This is a genomic window from Providencia sp. Me31A, from assembly GCF_050487165.1.
Lineage (GTDB): Bacteria > Pseudomonadota > Gammaproteobacteria > Enterobacterales > Enterobacteriaceae > Providencia.
Genome location: NZ_JBKQGZ010000008.1, coordinates 1 through 18,935 on the forward strand (window position 1 = coordinate 1; position 18,935 = coordinate 18,935).

General features: G+C 39.3%; 18 protein-coding genes and 1 other annotated feature. Of the genes, 10 read left to right on the forward strand and 8 right to left on the reverse strand.

Annotated features, from left to right (window positions below; all coding sequences use genetic code 11):
* Positions 1–580 precede the first annotated feature (580 nt).
* Positions 581–2,509, forward strand: a complete 1,929-nt coding sequence (gene sltY, locus ACLPIE_RS07770; RefSeq protein WP_430261151.1) for a murein transglycosylase — start codon at positions 581–583, stop codon at positions 2,507–2,509.
* 252 nt (positions 2,510–2,761) lie between these two features.
* Complete coding sequence (trpR, locus tag ACLPIE_RS07775) at positions 2,762–3,079, forward strand: trp operon repressor (RefSeq protein WP_430260955.1); 318 nt, start codon at positions 2,762–2,764, stop codon at positions 3,077–3,079.
* Between the two features lie 480 nt (positions 3,080–3,559).
* Here the strand turns inward: trpR and yjjX are convergent, their stop codons facing one another.
* Positions 3,560–4,096, reverse strand: coding sequence for an inosine/xanthosine triphosphatase (gene yjjX, locus ACLPIE_RS07780; RefSeq protein WP_004914743.1), 537 nt, complete (start codon positions 4,094–4,096; stop codon positions 3,560–3,562).
* A gap of 52 nt (positions 4,097–4,148) precedes the next feature.
* On the opposite strand from yjjX, the gene gpmB reads away from it, so the two are divergent.
* Entirely contained in the window at positions 4,149–4,796 is a 648-nt protein-coding gene (gpmB, locus tag ACLPIE_RS07785; RefSeq protein ID WP_430260956.1) for a 2,3-diphosphoglycerate-dependent phosphoglycerate mutase GpmB, read from the forward strand.
* 43 nt (positions 4,797–4,839) lie between these two features.
* Here gpmB and robA read toward each other — a convergent pair whose 3' ends face one another.
* Positions 4,840–5,754 carry an MDR efflux pump AcrAB transcriptional activator RobA gene (gene robA / locus ACLPIE_RS07790; RefSeq protein WP_430260957.1) on the reverse strand — a complete coding sequence of 305 codons (915 nt, stop codon included), beginning with the start codon at positions 5,752–5,754 and terminating at the stop codon, positions 4,840–4,842.
* A gap of 191 nt (positions 5,755–5,945) precedes the next feature.
* On the opposite strand from robA, the gene creA reads away from it, so the two are divergent.
* The gene (gene creA / locus ACLPIE_RS07795) at positions 5,946–6,422 is read left to right on the forward strand and encodes a protein CreA (RefSeq protein WP_430260958.1); all 477 of its coding nucleotides are present in this window, start codon (positions 5,946–5,948) and stop codon (positions 6,420–6,422) included.
* A 61-nt stretch (positions 6,423–6,483) separates the two neighbouring features.
* Here the strand turns inward: creA and arcA are convergent, their stop codons facing one another.
* A complete protein-coding gene (arcA, locus tag ACLPIE_RS07800) occupies positions 6,484–7,200 on the reverse strand; it encodes a two-component system response regulator ArcA (protein ID WP_004905684.1) in 717 nt (238 codons plus the stop codon).
* A 1,094-nt stretch (positions 7,201–8,294) separates the two neighbouring features.
* Between arcA and thrL the strand changes: the two genes are divergently transcribed.
* The 4 genes from thrL (at position 8,295) to thrC (ending at position 13,139) form a co-directional block, all read left to right on the forward strand.
* A complete protein-coding gene (gene thrL / locus ACLPIE_RS07805) occupies positions 8,295–8,363 on the forward strand; it encodes a thr operon leader peptide (protein WP_071548816.1) in 69 nt (22 codons plus the stop codon).
* Positions 8,302–8,423: a sequence feature (Thr leader region), on the forward strand. It overlaps the preceding gene by 62 nt.
* 24 nt (positions 8,424–8,447) lie before the next feature.
* On the forward strand, positions 8,448–10,907 hold the full coding sequence (gene thrA / locus ACLPIE_RS07810) for a bifunctional aspartate kinase/homoserine dehydrogenase I (protein WP_430260959.1): 2,460 nt from the start codon (positions 8,448–8,450) through the stop codon (positions 10,905–10,907).
* Positions 10,908–10,910: 3 nt separating this feature from the next.
* The gene (thrB, locus tag ACLPIE_RS07815; RefSeq protein ID WP_430260960.1) at positions 10,911–11,840 is read left to right on the forward strand and encodes a homoserine kinase; all 930 of its coding nucleotides are present in this window, start codon (positions 10,911–10,913) and stop codon (positions 11,838–11,840) included.
* Positions 11,841–11,843: 3 nt separating this feature from the next.
* Positions 11,844–13,139, forward strand: a complete 1,296-nt coding sequence (gene thrC, locus ACLPIE_RS07820) for a threonine synthase (RefSeq protein ID WP_430260961.1) — start codon at positions 11,844–11,846, stop codon at positions 13,137–13,139.
* Between the two features lie 99 nt (positions 13,140–13,238).
* Here thrC and ACLPIE_RS07825 read toward each other — a convergent pair whose 3' ends face one another.
* From ACLPIE_RS07825 to ACLPIE_RS07845, 5 genes are all read right to left on the reverse strand, one after another.
* Entirely contained in the window at positions 13,239–13,880 is a 642-nt protein-coding gene (locus tag ACLPIE_RS07825; protein ID WP_430260962.1) for a hypothetical protein, read from the reverse strand.
* Positions 13,881–13,925: 45 nt separating this feature from the next.
* A complete protein-coding gene (locus tag ACLPIE_RS07830; RefSeq protein WP_430260963.1) occupies positions 13,926–14,153 on the reverse strand; it encodes a hypothetical protein in 228 nt (75 codons plus the stop codon).
* A 219-nt stretch (positions 14,154–14,372) separates the two neighbouring features.
* Positions 14,373–14,840: a hypothetical protein gene (locus ACLPIE_RS07835; protein ID WP_430260964.1), complete on the reverse strand. Its 468-nt coding sequence runs from the start codon at positions 14,838–14,840 to the stop codon at positions 14,373–14,375.
* Positions 14,841–14,955: 115 nt separating this feature from the next.
* Positions 14,956–16,347: a Cu(+)/Ag(+) sensor histidine kinase gene (locus ACLPIE_RS07840; RefSeq protein ID WP_430260965.1), complete on the reverse strand. Its 1,392-nt coding sequence runs from the start codon at positions 16,345–16,347 to the stop codon at positions 14,956–14,958.
* A complete protein-coding gene (locus ACLPIE_RS07845) occupies positions 16,340–17,023 on the reverse strand; it encodes a heavy metal response regulator transcription factor (RefSeq protein ID WP_430260966.1) in 684 nt (227 codons plus the stop codon). The genes ACLPIE_RS07840 and ACLPIE_RS07845 overlap by 8 nt, the downstream gene beginning before the upstream one ends.
* 108 nt (positions 17,024–17,131) lie before the next feature.
* On the opposite strand from ACLPIE_RS07845, the gene ACLPIE_RS07850 reads away from it, so the two are divergent.
* Entirely contained in the window at positions 17,132–18,574 is a 1,443-nt protein-coding gene (locus tag ACLPIE_RS07850) for an efflux transporter outer membrane subunit (protein WP_430260967.1), read from the forward strand.
* 11 nt (positions 18,575–18,585) lie between these two features.
* Positions 18,586–18,927, forward strand: coding sequence for a copper-binding protein (locus tag ACLPIE_RS07855; RefSeq protein ID WP_430260968.1), 342 nt, complete (start codon positions 18,586–18,588; stop codon positions 18,925–18,927).
* Positions 18,928–18,935: the final 8 nt, after the last annotated feature.

Below are 18,935 nucleotides of genomic sequence, written 5' to 3' on the forward strand. Positions count from 1 at the left end.
AAGCGACACTCCAAGGAGGGGATAAATTGAGTATTCGGGCGTAAAGAGACTTTTCGTCCATGATAGTAATCCCTGATCATAAAATATGCATTATGATATTATCAGCCACCATAACAAGGGAAGTCCCTGATATTTACAGTGTTATTATATTTTATCTAGGGCGAGTTTATTGTCTTTTGGTGGTGGGTGTTCTATATCTCGCCCGATTAAAGCATTTCAACTTTTGTGGGGCGATTCAAGATGGGGAGAGCTTCATTGCTCTATCCAAAAGCGCATTAAAGGACTGGTTGTCAGTATAGAATCGAAACAGATGGTGAAAGTTAGCTTCAAAACGAACAGTGCTATATTCAATCAGAGCCAGTGGTTATAAATTCCCCTAGCTGAGAGTTCATTAACGGACTCTCAGCTATCAGAACAAGAAAGGAGTATGCACCCTAAATCGAAAGTAAAAGACTGTAAAGTCGATAAATTCAAGAGCTCTCCACTATTGTAATATAAAAACTTTCGGTAGCATTAACATAATTGATATATGTTTAATATTTATGGGTTATATTTAACCCAATATGACTTAAGTTTAGCGATGGAGCGAGTGAATATGAAACGTTGGTTAGCAGTGGTTCCTGTGACTATGATGCTAGTTTCTAGCGCTGTATGGGCGGATTCCTTACAAGCGCAGCGTGAGCGCTATCAAGCTGTTAAGACTGCTTGGGATGCGAATCGAATGGACGAAGTGGAGCGCTTATTACCGACGTTACATGATTATCCACTTTATCCTTATTTAGCCTATCGTGAGCTCACTCAAGATCTCGATATTATCTCACCACGTCAAGTTCAGGAGTTCATTAATCGATACCCAACCTTGCCTGTTGCTAGAAACCTAAAAACGCGATTTGTGAATGAACTAGCCCGCCGCCAAGAGTGGAAATCATTGCTTGAATTTAGCCCTGAAGCGCCAAACCCCGCAGAAGCCCAATGCAATTTCTATTTTGCCAATTGGGCAACAGGAAATACTCAGCTTGCATGGCAAGGCGCTGAAAAAGCTTGGCTAAATGGCCATTCAATGCCAGCGGCTTGCGATAAATTATTCAATGAATGGGAAAAAGCCGGTTATTTAAGCGCAGAGATGGTACTAGAGCGAATCCATCTAGCCATTAAAGAAGGGAATACTTTCATTGTCAGCTATTTAGCAAAACGCTTGCCAGCAAGTTACAAAACGATTGGCGATGCATTAGTCAAATTACAAAATGATCCCGCTTCTGTAGTGAATTTTGCGAAAACGGTAACACCAACGGATTTTACTCGCCAAGCCACAATAGCCGGCTTTAGCCGTTATGCTCGTCAGTCACCAGATGCAGCCCGTACCGCATTACGCAGTGTTAGCACCGCACAAAAAATGAATATGGCGGAAAACCAATTACTTAAAGACAGTATTGCGTGGCAATATATGGGGGGAGTGACCCCTGAACAAGCGCAATGGCGTGATGAAGCCATTCAAGAAAGTCATTCAACAGCACTTAAAGAACGTCGTGTTCGTCTGGCTTTAGGGGAAGGGGATAAGAGAGGTGTTGCATCATGGTTGAAACGGTTGCCTGCGGACGTGAAGAACAAAGAAGAATGGCAATATTGGCAAGCGATAACGTTAATTGATGAAGGCAAAAAAGCTGAAGGGAAAACGCTGTTACGTCAGTTAACGCAAAAACGTGGTTTTTACCCGATGGTTGCAGCTCAAGTATTAGAAATTGACTATCCTGTGTATGTGAAAAAAACAGCTAAGCCTAATTCAAGCATTAACCAATTGCCCGAAGTGCAGCGTGTTCGTGAGCTAATGTACTGGGAAATGGATAACCTTGCCCGTTCCGAGTGGGTGAGTTTAGTCGCATCACTACCAGCTAATCAACAGGAGCAACTAGCTCGTTTTGCATTTGATAATAAGTGGGCCGACCTGAGCGTTCAAGCGACGATCACGGCTAAATTGTGGGATCATCTAGAAGAACGTTTTCCATTAGCATGGGATAAAGAGTTTACACTTTATACTAAAGCGAAAGATATTCAGAAGAGTTATGCAATGGCGATCGCTCGTCAAGAAAGCGCGTGGAATCCACAGGCTCGTTCCCCCGTGGGGGCAACAGGCTTAATGCAGTTAATGCCTGCAACTGCAAAACATACCGCACAGAAAAAAGGCATTAATTATGTGAATGCAGGCCAATTAATGAACCCAACAACCAACATTGAACTGGGTACAGCTTATTTGGAAGAAGTGTATCAGAAATTTGGTAATAACCGTATTTTAGCTAGTGCGGCTTATAACGCAGGCCCATCAAGGGTGACTCGTTGGTTGGGTAACAGTGCCGGGCGCATTGATGCAGTGGCATTCGTAGAAAGTATTCCTTTTTCTGAAACTCGGGGCTATGTGAAAAACGTATTATCGTATGATTTGTTCTATCGACATTTTATGGGGCAAAAGAATAGCAAGGTGCTTCTCCCAAATGAATGGAATATGAAATACTAAAAAATACTCTTCATATTTCGCATTGTAGGGGGTTCTTGCGTTAGCGCTAGTCACACACTTGTGTCGTGCTTCGAGGGCTTAGCGTATTTGCCGCCTACCTATAATCCGAGCGGTTTAGCGTATTGGTGTGTCGTAGTTAAGTGGAATTTGGTTGTTTTTTGTATTCTTAAAACGTGAAAAGCGTTTGGTTGATGATTTCTAATAAGAGTGTGTTATTATTTGTACTAGTTCAATAGTATGGGTGGGTAAACGATGACAGCAAATCAACAACACGATCCAGCACTGACCGCTGATGAGAACGCTGACTGGCTGCAATTTGTGAATTTATTGCAACTGGCATTCGAGCAAAATATTCAATTGCCAGTTCTGCAATTATTGTTAACTCCTGACGAACGCACTGCGTTGGCAACTCGGGTTAAAATTGTGCAAGAACTAATGCGGGGAGAAATGAGCCAACGAGAGCTGAAAAATGAGCTTGGAGTAGGAATTGCGACCATAACTCGAGGTTCAAATAGCTTAAAATCAGCCCCACTTGATGTGAAGGCGTGGCTTGAGTCTCAGCTTCTCTAAAATATTCGTCATATTTCGCACAGTGACGTTGTTGGCTGCTCTCGGCTACTTGGGTCACATACTTGTGTATGCTCCCCAAGTTATCCTCGCTGGCCGCCTAGTCACTAGCACGAACTATCTAGAATATTCGTCCTACTTCGCACAGTGAGGTTGTTGGCTGTTCTCGGCTACTTGGGTCACAGACTTGTGTATGCTCCCCAAGTTATCCTCGCTGGCCGCCTAGTCACTAGCACGAACTATCTAGAATATTCGTCCTACTTCGCACAGTGAGGTTGTTGGCTGTTCCCGGCTACTTGGGTCACAGACTTGTGTATGCACCTAGGGCTGAGCGCTACTTGCCGCCTACCTACAATCCGAACTACTTTGAGGATTCATATTGTTAGGTAGGTCATTAGGCACAAAAAAAGTATGGTTTCCCATACTTTAGTGTGAAAAAGTGGCACTTTATCCTACATGCAATTTTAATTATTTTGGGTATAATTAGTCTTCGACTTGGTTTAGCTCTTTATAAATTTCATGCTTAATGGGAACCAGTGCCAGTATCAAGGCTTGTTGGTAAACACTGGTGCGGGTAAGCACGCCGTCGGTGAAAAAGCCAATGGCTCCACCTTGTTGTTTGATATTATCGATACCGGTCAAAAAGGCCATTTCGTCGCCGAGTTCACGCCCTTCACGAATACCCGCCAGAATTTTTTCTGGGATCATAATACTTGCAGAGCGAGATTCACCGCGTATTTGCTTATGTTCAATCACTATCCAAGCAAATGTCATATCATCTTCAATACCTGCTTCGATACCGACCCAAAAATCAGCTTCAGGGCGAACTTGTCTTGAGGCCATCACACGTTGCCTAGCCCCTGTACGAGTTTCATTATTACCGATAGGTTGCTGTGGAACACTGCTATCGACATTAATATCTTCAATTTGATAACTGCCAGCCCCAAAAACAGCATCGAAAGCAAGGTGTATCGCTTTAATTTTGGCAGGATTAGTCGTTGCAGCTATAACTTGGTACATTAATTATTTTCCTTTGAGCACATACTTCGAAAAGTAATAACGGAACACATCTATGTTACAGGTTTATCTTGTTCGCCATGGCGAAACTGAATGGAATTTAGCGCGTCGCATTCAGGGACAATCCGATAGCCCTCTGACAGCCACTGGACGACTGCAAGCTAGGCAGGTGGCTGAAAGGATAAAATCGGAAGGTATTACCCATATTATCACTAGTGATATGGGACGCACACTGGAAACTGCACAAATAATTGCAAGTGTATGCGGATGTGAAATTACCACAGAACCGCGTCTACGTGAACTAAATATGGGGGTTCTTGAGCAAAGAGCGATAGACTCCTTGACCTCAGAAGAGGAACAGTGGCGAAAAAGTTTGATTGATGGTACTCATGGTGGTCGAATTCCTCAAGGCGAATCGATGGAAGAGTTGTACACGCGTATGTTCGCTGCACTTAATAGCTGCTTGGATTTACCTGAAGGTAGTCGTCCATTATTGGTCAGCCATGGTATCGCGTTAAGCACCTTGATTAGCCGTATTATGGGGGTTCCTGCCTATTCAGAGAGGCGCCTACGTTTACGTAATTGCTCGTTGTCTCGTGTGGATTATCAAAATAGTCCATGGCTTGCGAATGGTTGGATAGTTGAAACGGCAGGGGAAGTGACACATTTGACGCAGCCTGCGCTCGATGAGCAGCAAGGTTAGTTATAAACAGCAAGGAGTTTCAGTATACTGAAACTCCTTTATCTTATTGTGTTGTCGCAGTTTCTGTTTTGATTGGGACATAATAATCAAAAGTATCGATATGCGTTTTAGGATCATCACTGTCTGGTGTAATTTTATGCAGTTCGATATTTTTTAATCGATAATGTTCAATGTCATAACCTGGACGACGTGTTAAGTTGAGTTTTGGTAAATACACCCCGTAAATCTGATACAAAAACTCTTGTAATGCATCTCGAGTTGGCACGCCATTAAATGAAAACTTAACATAATTGCCGCTGGGCAAGGTTAGGTTGGTATATTTATCGGTGTTAAAACTCGCATCTTCAGGTTTTACCGCTGTAGTATAGAAGACGGTTTGCTCATCTTCTTTTTCAGTATTGTGGATTGCGTGATGCAAACCAAATACCTCTGAAGCGATAGCTGTTGTATTATCCAAGTAATAACGCCAAAAGGTTTGGCGCATTTGTGAACAAGCGGTTGACCATTCTTCTAATGCATAAGAGCAACTTTGTTCTAAACCAACCAACTTCTGTTCAGGCATTTGTATGAATTCATGTTCAATATGAATATGATTATCTAAGATAATTGGTGGGCAAATACCCGCTGCGCACCATTCCTCACTACGACGATAAAAAGCGGGTGTGAGGTTAAATTGCTTTTTAAATGCGCGGGTAAAAGTTTGTTGCGAGTCAAATCGATACTGCAAAGCAATATCAAGAATGGGGCGACTTGTTAAACGTAGAGCAACCGCTGCACGAGAAAGTCTTCTGGCTCGAATATATGCACCAATCGCTTGCTCAGTGACGTCTTTAAACATTCTTTGTAAGTGCCACTTAGAGTAGCCTGCTTTTGCAGCTACATTATCCAGCGAGAGTGGTTTATCTAGGTTGTCATCTATCCAGCGAAGTAGATCGCGAATAATATTAGTTTGATCCATGTATATCCCCAGCCAATACGACTTATAGAACAGATACAATCTATCAATGAATTGCTATTCTATATCAAGTTAACTTTTTCGTTTATAGTAAATGAGGTGTATTTACGAATTAGTTGGAAAAGTGAATAATTAGCCTTGTGTCTATGTGAGAATACAAGTGTTATAGGCTCCTGTTGAATAGGAAATTCAGTATGCGTTGTTCCGGATTAAAAAAAATTCTGCTCGTATCATTATTGGCTGCGTTACCGAGTGTCACATTTGCTGAAGAAATTGGTTCAGTCGATACTGTATTTAAGTTTTTAGGGCCTGATCATAAAATTGTTGTTGAAGCTTTTGATGACCCAGATGTCGATAACGTCACATGTTATTTGAGCCGTTCAAAAACGGGGGGGATCAAGGGAGGACTGGGTTTAGCAGAAGATACCGCTGATGCCGCGATTTCATGTCAGCAAGTCGGGCCAATTGAGCTAAGTGACCGTGTTAAGCGTAAGCCTACGAAAGGGCAAGTTGTTTTTCAAAAACGAACATCTTTAGTCTTCAAAAAATTACAGGTTGTACGGTTTTACGATCCGAAGCGTAATACGTTAGTCTATTTAACCTACTCAGATAAGATGATCGATGGCTCACCGAAAAATGCGATAAGTGCAGTACCGATTATGCCTTGGTGAGCAATTTAAAGACAAAAAAACCGGCGTAATAGCCGGTTTTTTAACATCAATTCAAAATTGCTTATTCGTCTAAGTCACCACAGAAACGATAGCCTTCACCGTGGATGGTGGCAATAATTTCTGGTGTATCAGGTGTTGACTCGAAGTGCTTACGAATGCGGCGAATTGTCACGTCGACAGTTCTATCGTGTGGTTTCAACTCGCGCCCAGTCATTTTTTTCAGCAAATCAGCGCGAGTTTGGATTTTACCGGGGTTTTCACAAAAATGTAACATAGCACGGAATTCGCTACGTGGTAATTTGTAGTGTTCACCTGCAGGGCTAACCAATGAACGGCTGTTAATGTCTAATTCCCAGCCATTAAACTTATAGCTTTCAACTAAACGGCGCTCTTCTGTTCCGCCTGCCAAATTCATGGTACGAGACAGTAAGTTACGAGCACGAATAGTCAGTTCGCGTGGGTTAAACGGTTTAGTGATATAGTCATCGGCACCAATCTCAAGGCCAAGGATTTTATCAACTTCGTTATCACGTCCGGTTAAGAACATTAACGCAATGCTTTCTTGCTCACGTAATTCACGAGCAAGTAATAAGCCGTTTTTACCTGGTAAGTTAATATCCATGATGACTAAATTGATGTCATGCTCAGAGAGAACATTATTCATCTCTTCGCCATCAGTTGCCTCATGAACCACATAGCCTTCCGCTTCAAAAATGCTTTTCAGCGTATTGCGTGTGACTATCTCATCTTCAACGATCAAAATGTGTGGGGTCTGCATAGTTGCTACCTAAAGTATTAAAATAAGAATACTGAACTTACAAACCGTTTCCAGCTAGGTGGTTGTTGATATTGTTCTTCTGGAAAAACATGTTCATAAGTATAAATTTATTTTGAAATTCAACAGCGACTTTAATGTTGCCATTTTAAGCAAATGGCTCTAATAACGAGCCAAAATTTAAACACTTCCCAATATTGGGCTGTTAACAGCAATATAACAGCTAATACTGCATTTACCACCTAAAAAACTAACTTTTGTTGATACATATCAAAATCAATTGTAGCACGTTAACAAAAATTGTTAGGGAGTTAATTATAAAAATTAACAGGGTATTTAGATATCAGATAGCTTCTAAAAAAATGATGAGTCTAGCACTGTGGGGGATTGTTTTAAATGAATACTCAGGAATGTCATTTTTAAAGAAGTGAATATACCATTATGGATAATACTTAATTTGTGACTAACCTCCAATTCCGAGTATTGATTATTGAATAATAGCCAATCAACGGAAGAATATATAGAAATAAGGTGAGCAGAAATGAGAACTGTCCTTTTTCATGTCCCCAATTTTCATGTTCCCAATTGTGGGATTTACGTAACTTGTTTCTATGATGAATTTTTCACCACAATAAATTAACATTTTGATGTATCCATGAGGGAAAAAAGATAATTAATAAAAATAGATGTAATGCTGGCTTTTTAGACGCGTTTTAGCTGTTTGCCATTAGATTAACGACGATTAAAAATTGTTCTCTCCGAGAAGTGAGCATAAAGACATTTTAAGCTTATTTTACCCTAAACAGGGTTCACAGTATTTGATGCGCTCTTACTTTTCTTGGTCATTTAATGAACATTTTTCAGTGTAAAACACTAATAAATTATTAATCTTAAAATTCAATTTATAGTAGTCAAATTATCTGCAAATAGTGATTTTTTTCTCTTTTACTGAAGATGTTTTCCCTTTTCTCTAGATGTTTTTCAATCAAAAAAAAGGTTTTTAGCACTGTAATTAAGCAAATAAATTTGACAAATTATGCCAATTGCTTTAACCGTATAGGGAGAAACCCAAAGGATCTAAGAGACAGACAGAATCTATGCGTAATATCAGCCTGACTATTATTATTACCACCACCACCGTAACCACAGGAAACGGGGCGGGCTGACGCATCCAAAAAATAAAAATGAAAAAGCCCGCATACTTAACCGATGCGGGCTTTTTTTTGGTGTTAATTCAGGAGAGAAATACCATGCGTGTGCTTAAATTTGGCGGTACTTCGGTTGCAAATGATGAACGAGTACTGAACGTTGCTGACATCGCTGAAAGTAAATTAGCGGATGGGCAAGTGGCATTGGTGCTATCAGCACCAGCAAAAATCACTAACCATCTCGTTGCTATGATTGAAAAAACGGTTTCAGGTCAAGATGTCATCACGCATGTGAATGATGCTGAAATAATTTTTGCAAATCTTTTAAAAGGACTTAAAGAACAACAACCTGGTTTTGAATATGACAAATTGAAAAAACTGACCGAACAAGAATTTGCACAAATTAAACAGGTACTGCATGGTATTACTCTTCTTGGTCAATGTCCTGATAGTATTAATGCTTCAATTATTTGCCGTGGTGAAAAACTCTCCATCGCCATCATGGAATCGGTATTAAAAGCGCGCGGTCATAATGTCACGGTAATAAATCCTGTTGAAAGCTTATTAGCCAAAGGTCACTACCTTGAGTCAACTGTAGATATCAATGAGTCAACAAAACGTATTGCTGCTTTGAATATTCCTAAAGATCATTTTATCTTAATGGCAGGGTTCACTGCGGGTAATGACAAAGGTGAGCTGGTTGTATTAGGTCGCAATGGCTCCGACTATTCAGCGGCGGTATTAGCCGCGTGTTTACGTGCAGATTGCTGCGAGATCTGGACTGATGTTGATGGCGTATATACTTGTGACCCTCGCTTGGTGCGAGATGCCCGATTGTTAAAAGGGATGTCATACCAAGAAGCGATGGAGTTATCTTATTTCGGCGCCAAAGTTCTCCACCCTCGCACTATCGCTCCAATTGCTCAATTCCAAATCCCTTGCCTCATTAAAAATACCACTAATTTAAGTGCACCTGGCACATTGATCGGTGATGGCCAAACTGATGACAGTACGCCTGTTAAGGGGATCACTAACCTAAATAATATGGCGATGATCAACGTATCAGGGCCAGGGATGAAAGGCATGGTGGGTATGGCGGCACGTATTTTCTCTGTGATGTCGCGTAAAGGGATTTCAGTGGTGCTGATCACTCAGTCATCTTCTGAGTATAGTATTAGTTTCTGCGTGCCACAAAGTGAGTTACAACGTGCTCGAGCGGCATTGGAAGAAGAATTTTATTTAGAACTCAAAGATGGTGTCTTAGACCCACTAGACGTGATGGAGCAATTATCCATCATTTCCGTTGTAGGTGACGGCATGCGTACATTGAAAGGGATTTCGGCTCGTTTCTTTTCCGCATTAACTCGCGGCAATATCAATATTGTGGCTATTGCACAAGGTTCTTCTGAACGTTCCATTTCTGCTGTAATTGCCAATGAGTCAGCAACAACGGCAGTTCGTCTATGCCATCAAATGCTGTTTAATACCGCGCAAGTTATAGAAGCCTTTATCATTGGTGTGGGGGGAGTTGGTAACGCACTAATTGAGCAAATTCACCGCCAGCAGCAATGGTTAAAGCAAAAGCATATCGACTTGCGAGTGTGTGGTATTGCGAATTCACGCGCGATGCTAACTGATATGCAAGGGATTGATTTAGATAACTGGAAAGCTGAACTGACGGAAGCAAAAGAGCCGTTTAGTTTAAGCCGTTTGATCCGTTTAGAACGTGAGTACCACTTTTTAAACCCAGTGATCATTGACTGTACATCGAATCAAGAAATCGCAGAACAATATGTGAATTTCTTAAAAGATGGTTTTAATGTGGTAACGCCTAATAAAAAAGCCAATACATTATCGATGGATTATTATCATCAATTACGTGCGGCAAGTGAAACATCGAAACGTAAGTTTCTTTATGACACGAACGTAGGGGCGGGTTTGCCGGTTATTGAGAATCTGCAAAATTTGCTGAATGCAGGGGATGAGTTGGTTCACTTTAGTGGTATTTTATCGGGCTCTTTATCCTTTATTTTTGGTAAGCTCGATGAAGGTATGTCTTTATCAGAAGCCACAACATTAGCAAAAGAAAAAGGTTTTACAGAGCCTGACCCACGAGATGATTTATCGGGCATGGATGTTGCACGTAAATTGTTAATTTTAGCCCGTGAAGCAGGTTATGTTTTAGAGTTACAAGATATTGAAATTGAAGCTGTTTTACCAGCGGATTTTGACAGTAGCGGTGCGGTGCCTGAATTTATGGCGCGTTTACCGCAATTAGATGAACAATTTGCTCAGCGCATAAAAGCCGCAGAAGCGGAACAAAAAGTGTTACGCTATGTTGGATTGATTGAAGAAGGGCGCTGTCAGGTTAAGATTGTTGCCGTAGATGGAAATGACCCACTCTTTAAAGTCAAAAATGGCGAAAATGCACTGGCTTTCTATACCCGCTATTACCAACCAATTCCTTTAGTATTAAGGGGTTATGGCGCAGGTAACGATGTTACTGCTGCTGGTGTATTTGCGGATATGCTGCGTACCCTTTCATGGAAATTGGGAGTTTGATAAGTGATTAAAGTTTATGCACCAGCTTCAATTGGTAATGTGAGTGTTGGGTTTGATGTGCTTGGCGCTGCGGTTTCTCCTGCGGATGGCTCATTACTGGGTGATTGCGTAACTGTTGAGGCAGCGGATATATTTTCGTTGACGAATAAAGGTAAATTCGTCGGTAAACTTCCAAAAAAGAATGAGCATAATATTGTTTACCAATGTTGGGAGTTGTTTTGTGAGCGCTTAGGTAAACGATTGAACGTTGCGATGACGCTTGAAAAAAATATGCCAATTGGTTCCGGTTTGGGTTCCAGTGCTTGCTCGGTTGTCGCTGCGCTGATGGCTCTCAATGAGTTTGCAGAAAAACCCTTTGATGATACTCAACTGTTAGGAATGATGGGAGAGTTAGAAGGTCGCATTTCAGGAAGCGTTCACTATGATAATGTTGCTCCATGCTTTTTAGGTGGCCTGCAACTGATTATCGAGCAAAATGGCATTATTTCTCAACCAGTACCTGCATTTGAAAACTGGTATTGGGTTATGGCTTATCCGGGAATTAAAGTGTCGACAGCACAAGCTCGGGCAATCCTCCCTGATAGCTACCCACGTCATGACATCGTCAACCACGGTCGCTATTTATCGGGCTTTATTCACGCTTGTCATACCAATCAGCCATTACTTGCAGCAACCATGATCCAAGATGTTGTGGCTGAACCATATCGAACACAATTACTGCCAGGTTTTGCGGCAGCACGTAAAAATGCAAAAGAAATTGGTGCGTTAGCGTGTGGTATTTCAGGCTCTGGGCCAACGCTGTTTGCTATTTGCGATGATAAACAAATCGCTGAAAAAATGGCAGATTATTTGCAACAACATTACATTCAGAATGATGAAGGCTTTGTGCATATCTGCCGTTTGGATCTCGCAGGGGCAAGGACAATAGGGTAAACAATGAAACTGTATAATTTAAAAGATAACAATGAACAAGTAAGTTTTGCACAAGCGGTTAAACAGGGATTGGGTAAGCAACAGGGGCTCTTTTTCCCTCAAGACTTGCCTGAATTTAGTGTGGCTGAAATCGACGAATTATTAAAATTAGATTTCGTGACACGTAGTGGCCGAATTTTAAGTGCATTTATTGGCGATGAAATCCCTCAAGAAGAGCTAGCTTCAAGGGTGAAAGCAGCATTTGCTTTCCCTGCTCCAGTGTCTAAAGTTGAAGATGATGTTGCAACGTTAGAGTTATATCACGGGCCGACTTTGGCATTTAAAGATTTCGGTGGCCGTTTCATGGCTCAGGCGCTAGGTCAAGTAGCGGGCGAGCAACCAGTCACCATTTTGACGGCAACATCTGGAGATACAGGTGCGGCAGTTGCACATGCATTTTATCGCCTAAAAAATGTACAGGTTGTTATTCTGTACCCTGAAGGGAAAATCAGCCCATTACAAGAAAAGTTATTCTGTACATTAGGTGAAAACATTCACACTGTCGCAATCAAAGATGATTTTGATGCATGTCAGGCATTGGTTAAACAATCGTTTGATGATGAAGAATTAAAGAAAGCACTCTATTTAAATTCAGCGAACTCGATCAACATCAGCCGCCTACTCGCACAGATCTGCTATTACTTTGAAGCGGTAGCACAGATCCCAGCAGAAAAACGCGATCAACTGGTGATCTCTGTACCAAGTGGTAACTTTGGTGATTTAACAGCTGGCTTATTAGCAAAATCCATGGGATTGCCGGTCAAGCGTTTCATTGCCGCAACCAACGTGAATGATACGGTACCTCGCTATCTTGTTGATGGGGAATGGAAACCTCACCAAACAGTGGCAACGTTATCGAATGCGATGGATGTCAGTCAACCTAATAACTGGCCTCGAATTGAAGAGCTATTTCGCCGTAAAGGTTGGTCACTTAAAGATCTCGGTTTTGGTGCTGTGAATGATGAAGTGACCAAAGATACAGTACGTGAATTAGACAAGAAAGGATATTTATCCGAGCCTCATGCAGCTGTAGCTTACCGCGTTTTACGTGACCAACTGCAAGAGGGTGAATATGGATTATTCTTAGGTACTGCCCACCCAGCTAAGTTTAAAGAGAGTGTAGAGGACATTTTAAATAAACAGCTACCTTTACCAAAAGAATTAGCAGAACGTGCAGAGCTGCCTCTTTTATCTCACTTCTTGCCTTCCGATTTTGCCAAGCTACGTGAATTTTTAATGAAGCTCGCACCAAAGCAGTAAATTGGGTTTACGCATGAAACGGAAGCTTAGGCTTCCGTTTTACGTTACTGAAGCCTAAAGAGACAATATTGTTTATCGATTGATTGGTTGATTAGTGAACTATATTGCATTGATGCCATCGGTACCGTCTTGGCCGCCATTAGGTCCTCCTCGCCCACCTTTTCCACCTTTGCCGCCATTAGAGCCTGCATTACCGCCATTACCGCCATTCCCAGAGCCGGCTCCATCACCTCCATTCCCCCCGTTTCCGCCACTTAGTCCGCCATTCCCCCCATTTCCACCATTACCATTGACGGAACCATTGCCTCCATTACCGCCATTTCCTCGACCGTCTCCACTACCTCCATTGCCCCCATCTCCACCATAGACTCCCCCATCACCGCCATTTCCACCGTTACCATTACTGCCTGGGGATGCATTTCCACCGTGAGTTCCGTGGCTCTGGGGGGAACTGTTTCCGCCATTGCAGTCGTTTTTACCATTTTGCCTATCATCACCATTTCTTCCATTCGAACCATTTCGAATGGAATAGCTGATAGTTTGCGGAGAAACGAATTGAATGTCATATTCTTTATGGTTGGTAAGGTCGCAAGGTAATGGTGGTAGGTATTGCTCAATAGCTATTTTTTTTAGCTGGGATGAGTCATTAGTTAAAATAGAGATAGAATCATTTGCATGGCTTGCTATTGATATACTCATTAATAATAATGAATAGCATAAAATAGTAGACTGATTATTCATAGGCTCCTCCACTTGCCCCTTTATTTAAAGGGGCAAGTATTAATGTTATATAATTAATGAATATCCATTACCTCCATTACCCCCATTACCGCCATTTCCGCCGTTACCACCATTGCCTCCATGTCCACCGTTACCACCATTACCACCATTATGAGATTCGAGTGTAGAATATACTTTGGATACTTCTACACCATAGGTTGAAGATGAGTTTGGTGTTGCATAAGATAATAATGGGAATAGTAGCGATATAAATAAAATAGATGTTTTATGCATATTTTTTCCTTGGTTGATTTAATTAATGGTGTTGCATAAAAAAGTATAATTTATTATTGAAAACAAGCAATGATTCAAATTTACAATCAGAAAATTAAATTTATTTAATGATTAATATAAAATGACAAGATATTTTAGGGGTTTAATCGATAAAAGGAATATTATTTAAATTAAAATAATATTCCTTTAAATTGGCTATTTGGCTATTTGGCTATTTGGCTATTTGGTTATTTTTGAATGTTTTTTTATTTCATTTTGAATTGGTTCGGAAGCACTATTTTTATGTGAATTTAGTGTAATGATTGCGATTTCATGCTCATTCATATCACTGAAAGATGTGATTGATTTTGTATGGTATTCATTATTTTCTTCACTGTGTTTCAGGCTATCTTGAGTCATTTTTTGTATCGTTGGAGATGTGTTATTCTGAGTGAAACTTAATGAAACGGCTCTTTTTTCCTCGCTGCTTAATTGAGAAAATGATTTTCCTGGGGCTATATTTGTTTTAGTATCTATACCAGCTTGGTTTAAATGTTTTTTTATCGCTTGTTGAGTTGATGGTGAGCTGTTATTTTCTGTAAAGGTTAATGCAGAAGCTGCATTTTTATGCATATCAATTGGTGACTGAGCATGTGCTAGACTCGTTGTGAAAAATACAAAGCTAAGTGTAAAAATGACTTTGTTCATTATCTTTCCTTATTTAATTAAATGTATCTCAATAAGGCCATAATAATGGATATATTCTTTCTCAATGCTGACCCTAAAATGACAATATTGCCATTTTAGGGTTTTACATTATAGTTTACCCATAATTGTAGGGTAAAAAAATGGTAAAACGAGTAGAATATTCATCAGAAGTTACGAATATCGAACCTTTATGCGCTAATATAATGGATTTTACAATTGCTAAACCAATACCACTACCTTCATTTTTTCGTTGACGTGATTTGTCAACACGGTAAAAACGGTCAAATAATTTAGGCAAATGTTCTTCTGGAATTTTTTTTCCTGGGTTACTGATAATGATTTCAATACCATTTTTTACATCGGTAAGATTTATACTGACTGAATCACCTTTAGGTGTATAACGAATTGCATTAGAAATTAAATTGGTTATTGCTCTTCTTAACATCTCTTTATCGGCAAAAATAAGGCCGGCAGAACCAACCATTTTAAGTTGGATATCATTATCTTCAGCTAAAAACTCAAAATACTCTAAAATAAATGTTATTTCAGCTTTTATATCAACCTGTTTTTGGTCAGGGGTCAACATATTATTATCTGCTTGAGCGAGAAATAACATATCGGAGATCATCCTCGAAAGGCGGCTATATTCTTCTAAATTTGAATAAAGCACCTCAGCAAGCTCTTCTTTTGTCCGGTTTTTACTGAGTGAAATTTGTGTTTCTGTCATTAAATTTGTTATAGGTGTTCGCATTTCATGGGCAATATCTGCGGAGAAATTAGTCTGCCGAACAAAAACATCTTCAATTTTGATTAACATCTGATTAAATGAAATAGTTAATTGCTTTAGTTCGTTAGGCACAGAGTCTGGGTCTAAGCGAATACTTAAATTTTCAGAGGTCACATTTTTTATTTCATCGCTAACTTCTTTAAGTGGTTTGAGGCCTTTGATAACTAAAAAATAAACTACAGCAATCGTAAATAAACACAATAAAATAGCACTGATTATCAACTTATATATCAGAGCGTTAAGATAATCATGATGAAAATTAAGAGAAAGTGCCGTTACTAGGCGGTATTGTTGTATATCATTGCTGCGATATACCTTAATTTTACTTTCGGCTAAGCGATAATTATCAAGGTATTGGTCGGCATTATCTTTAGTTGGATCGTAATTTTTTAAACGTGAAATGATGTCGATTGTTGCATTTGGGGAAGTCAGGACATTTCCATTTTGGTCAATGAGATAGACAACCAAATTTTGGTGCTCATTCAAAATAGTTCTGATACGTGAAAATTGTTCGTTTTGTGAATTGGTATTTTCACTCAAAAAACTACGTATAGTGAGACTTATTTGGCTTAATGCATATTCATCTTGTTGTTTAAAATGTAAAATAACGGAATTAATCATGATCCAACTAAATAAGAGTAAAGCGAGAGAAAGCGTAATGCTTATCAAGAAAATGAGACGTGTTGAGATAGAAATAGGGTGGCTGAATAGTTTATTCATTTTCTGGGATCTCAAGTAAATAACCCATTCCTCTAATAGTGTGGATCAGTTTAGGCTCATAGTTTTGATCGACTTTTGATCTTAACCGTTTAATTGCGACATCAATTACATTAGTATCACTGTCAAAATTCATATCCCAAACTTTTGATGCAATTAAGGAGCGGGATAATACTTCCCCTTGGTGCAATACAAAAAATTCCAATAATGCAAACTCTTTGCTAGTTAAATTTATTTTTTCATTAGCACGAGTTACACGTCTTTTAATTAAATCAATATGTAGGTTAGCAATACTGAACTGTGTTTTTTGAATCGTGTTATTTCCCCGACGTAATAATGTTCTTACTCGAGCAAGCAATTCAGAGAAATCAAAAGGTTTAACTAAATAATCATCAGCACCAAGCTCAAGGCCTTTTACTCGGTGCTCAACATTACCTAGTGCAGTAAGCATTAATATTGGGGTATTTTTACCTATGGTTCGCAGGTGTTTTGCTATTTCCCAACCATTGATATCAGGTAACATGACATCAAGAATAATTAAATCATATTCTTCAGTTGATGCCATGTGCAGGCCTGTGATGCCATTTTCTATTGCATCGATAATAAAGCCAGACTCCGTTAATCCTTTCGATAAATATTCTCTGGTTTTTGGTTCATCTTCTACAATCAATAATTTCACAAGTACCTCAATAACCCAAATTACACCTGTTGTACGCTTTATTCTAAGCATTGAAATCAATAAATGTAAAATGACAAATTTGTCATTTTCATGTCATCAATCTAACAGGTGGTATTTTTTACTATAAAAGTAATTTCAATCACTAGAAGGCATGGCTATACCATGTATTTTTCAAGGATATTATTGATAGCCAATGCCCTTATTCTTAGTGGCTGTGTTTCATTGGCTCCTGAGTATCAGAGGCCTGAATTACAGGTTCCTGAACAACTAGCTACAGATCCCTTGAATAAGGTGAATGCTAATGAAATGGAAATATTCATACCAAGTTGGCAAAGTTTTATTCGTGATCCACAAATGAAAACGCTGATCCAGATGGCACTGGAAAAAAACAAAGATCTTTATTTAACAGCCTTGGATGTGGAAGAAGCACGTGTAAAATTTGGCTTAGCTGGTGCTGAAAAATATCCACAAGTTTCATCTTCAGCGAGTGGAAATTATAGTCAAGGATTAAATCAAGGTGCTTCATTTGATAAAAAATATAATACAAGTGTAGATATTAGTTATGAACTAGATTTTTGGGGACGTATTCAAAATTTAACTGAAGTTGACAAAGCGAAGTTTATTGCTTCACAAGAAATGAATCGGGCAACTCAAATTATTACTATTAAAACGGTGGCTCAAGCCTATTTGGATATTGTATACAACCAAAAGTTGTTATTAATTGCACAGCAGACGAGGGACAGTTACCTCAATAGCCAATCTATTGTGATACAAAAAGTTGCTGCTGGTAAAGCCTCCTTATCAGATTTAGAACAGGCGAAAGGGCAAATTCAATCCATAGATATCAATATTGAAAAGATCCGTAGTGACATTGCAAGAAATAAAAACTTAGTGAGCTTTTTAACTAATGACTATAGCCATGAAATAGTACTTTCTGATAATGCTGATTTTAACGACTCATTCATTGCCACGCCTTTAATGCTTTCGTCTGAAATATTATTAAAACGCCCTGATATTATGGCCGCAGAACAAAATATTATTTCTGAAAATGCCAATATTGGTGTAGCAAGGGCCGCATTTTTCCCTTCTATTTCATTTAATACCAGTGTTGCTAATAGTAATGACTCTTTATCTGGGTTATTTGATTCCTCAAATGGTATTTGGAATTTCATTCCGAAAATTACCTTACCTATTTTTACAGGGGGGGCAAATAGCCGAAATTTAGAGCTAGCGGAAATACGAAAAAATAAAGCAATTGTTAATTATGAAAAAAGTATTCAAGTCGCTTTTCGTGAAGTGAAAGATGCGCTGGTGATAAAATTCAGTTTAGAAAAACAAGGTATCGCTCAAGAGCAATACGTTCAGACTTTAATAAACATATTAAATCAAAAACAGACAAGTTACCAATATGGCAGCTTGAGTTATCTTGATGTACTTGAAGCCCAAAGAAGTTTATTCACTGAACAACAAAATTTATTAATGTTGAAAATAGAACAGCAGAAGAATGAAATTAATTTATTCTCTGCATTAGGTGGCGGTTTAATAAAATAATGAGGATAAACATGAGAAAATTAAATAGCGTTACTTTTGCTTTATCAATTGCAATATTTACAGCTGTAGGATACGTAAATGCTGCAGAACATAACCATTCTATCCACCCAGAAAATGTAGCTGAGTCAACAATTAGTACGGAAGGAAAGTTAATTTCTATAGATAAAGATAATAAGAAATTAACGATAAATCATAAAGCAATAGAAAGTATTGGCTGGCCACCGATGACAATGCGTTTTAGCTACCAAGACGAAAATATGATTAAAGGCCTACAAGAAAATGATGAGTTAGCCTTTTCCTTTGTACAACAAGGTAACCTTTCAATATTGACATCCATTGAAAAGATAAACTAAATAGGTAG

Excerpts from the sequence above, each read along its gene's own strand:
- ACLPIE_RS07830 (WP_430260963.1), bottom strand. The coding sequence starts at position 14,153 with ATGCATAAAACATCTATTTTATTTATATCGCTACTATTCCCATTATTA.
- robA (WP_430260957.1), bottom strand. The coding sequence starts at position 5,754 with ATGGATCAAACTAATATTATTCGCGATCTACTTCGCTGGATAGATGAC.
- ACLPIE_RS07840 (WP_430260965.1), bottom strand. The coding sequence starts at position 16,347 with ATGAATAAACTATTCAGCCACCCTATTTCTATCTCAACACGTCTCATT.
- gpmB (WP_430260956.1), top strand. The coding sequence starts at position 4,149 with ATGTTACAGGTTTATCTTGTTCGCCATGGCGAAACTGAATGGAATTTA.
- creA (WP_430260958.1), top strand. The coding sequence starts at position 5,946 with ATGCGTTGTTCCGGATTAAAAAAAATTCTGCTCGTATCATTATTGGCT.
- ACLPIE_RS07835 (WP_430260964.1), bottom strand. The coding sequence starts at position 14,840 with ATGAACAAAGTCATTTTTACACTTAGCTTTGTATTTTTCACAACGAGT.
- thrC (WP_430260961.1), top strand. The coding sequence starts at position 11,844 with ATGAAACTGTATAATTTAAAAGATAACAATGAACAAGTAAGTTTTGCA.
- trpR (WP_430260955.1), top strand. The coding sequence starts at position 2,762 with ATGACAGCAAATCAACAACACGATCCAGCACTGACCGCTGATGAGAAC.
- ACLPIE_RS07825 (WP_430260962.1), bottom strand. The coding sequence starts at position 13,880 with ATGAATAATCAGTCTACTATTTTATGCTATTCATTATTATTAATGAGT.
- arcA (WP_004905684.1), bottom strand. The coding sequence starts at position 7,200 with ATGCAGACCCCACACATTTTGATCGTTGAAGATGAGATAGTCACACGC.
- sltY (WP_430261151.1), top strand. The coding sequence starts at position 581 with ATGGAGCGAGTGAATATGAAACGTTGGTTAGCAGTGGTTCCTGTGACT.
- thrA (WP_430260959.1), top strand. The coding sequence starts at position 8,448 with ATGCGTGTGCTTAAATTTGGCGGTACTTCGGTTGCAAATGATGAACGA.
- yjjX (WP_004914743.1), bottom strand. The coding sequence starts at position 4,096 with ATGTACCAAGTTATAGCTGCAACGACTAATCCTGCCAAAATTAAAGCG.
- ACLPIE_RS07855 (WP_430260968.1), top strand. The coding sequence starts at position 18,586 with ATGAGAAAATTAAATAGCGTTACTTTTGCTTTATCAATTGCAATATTT.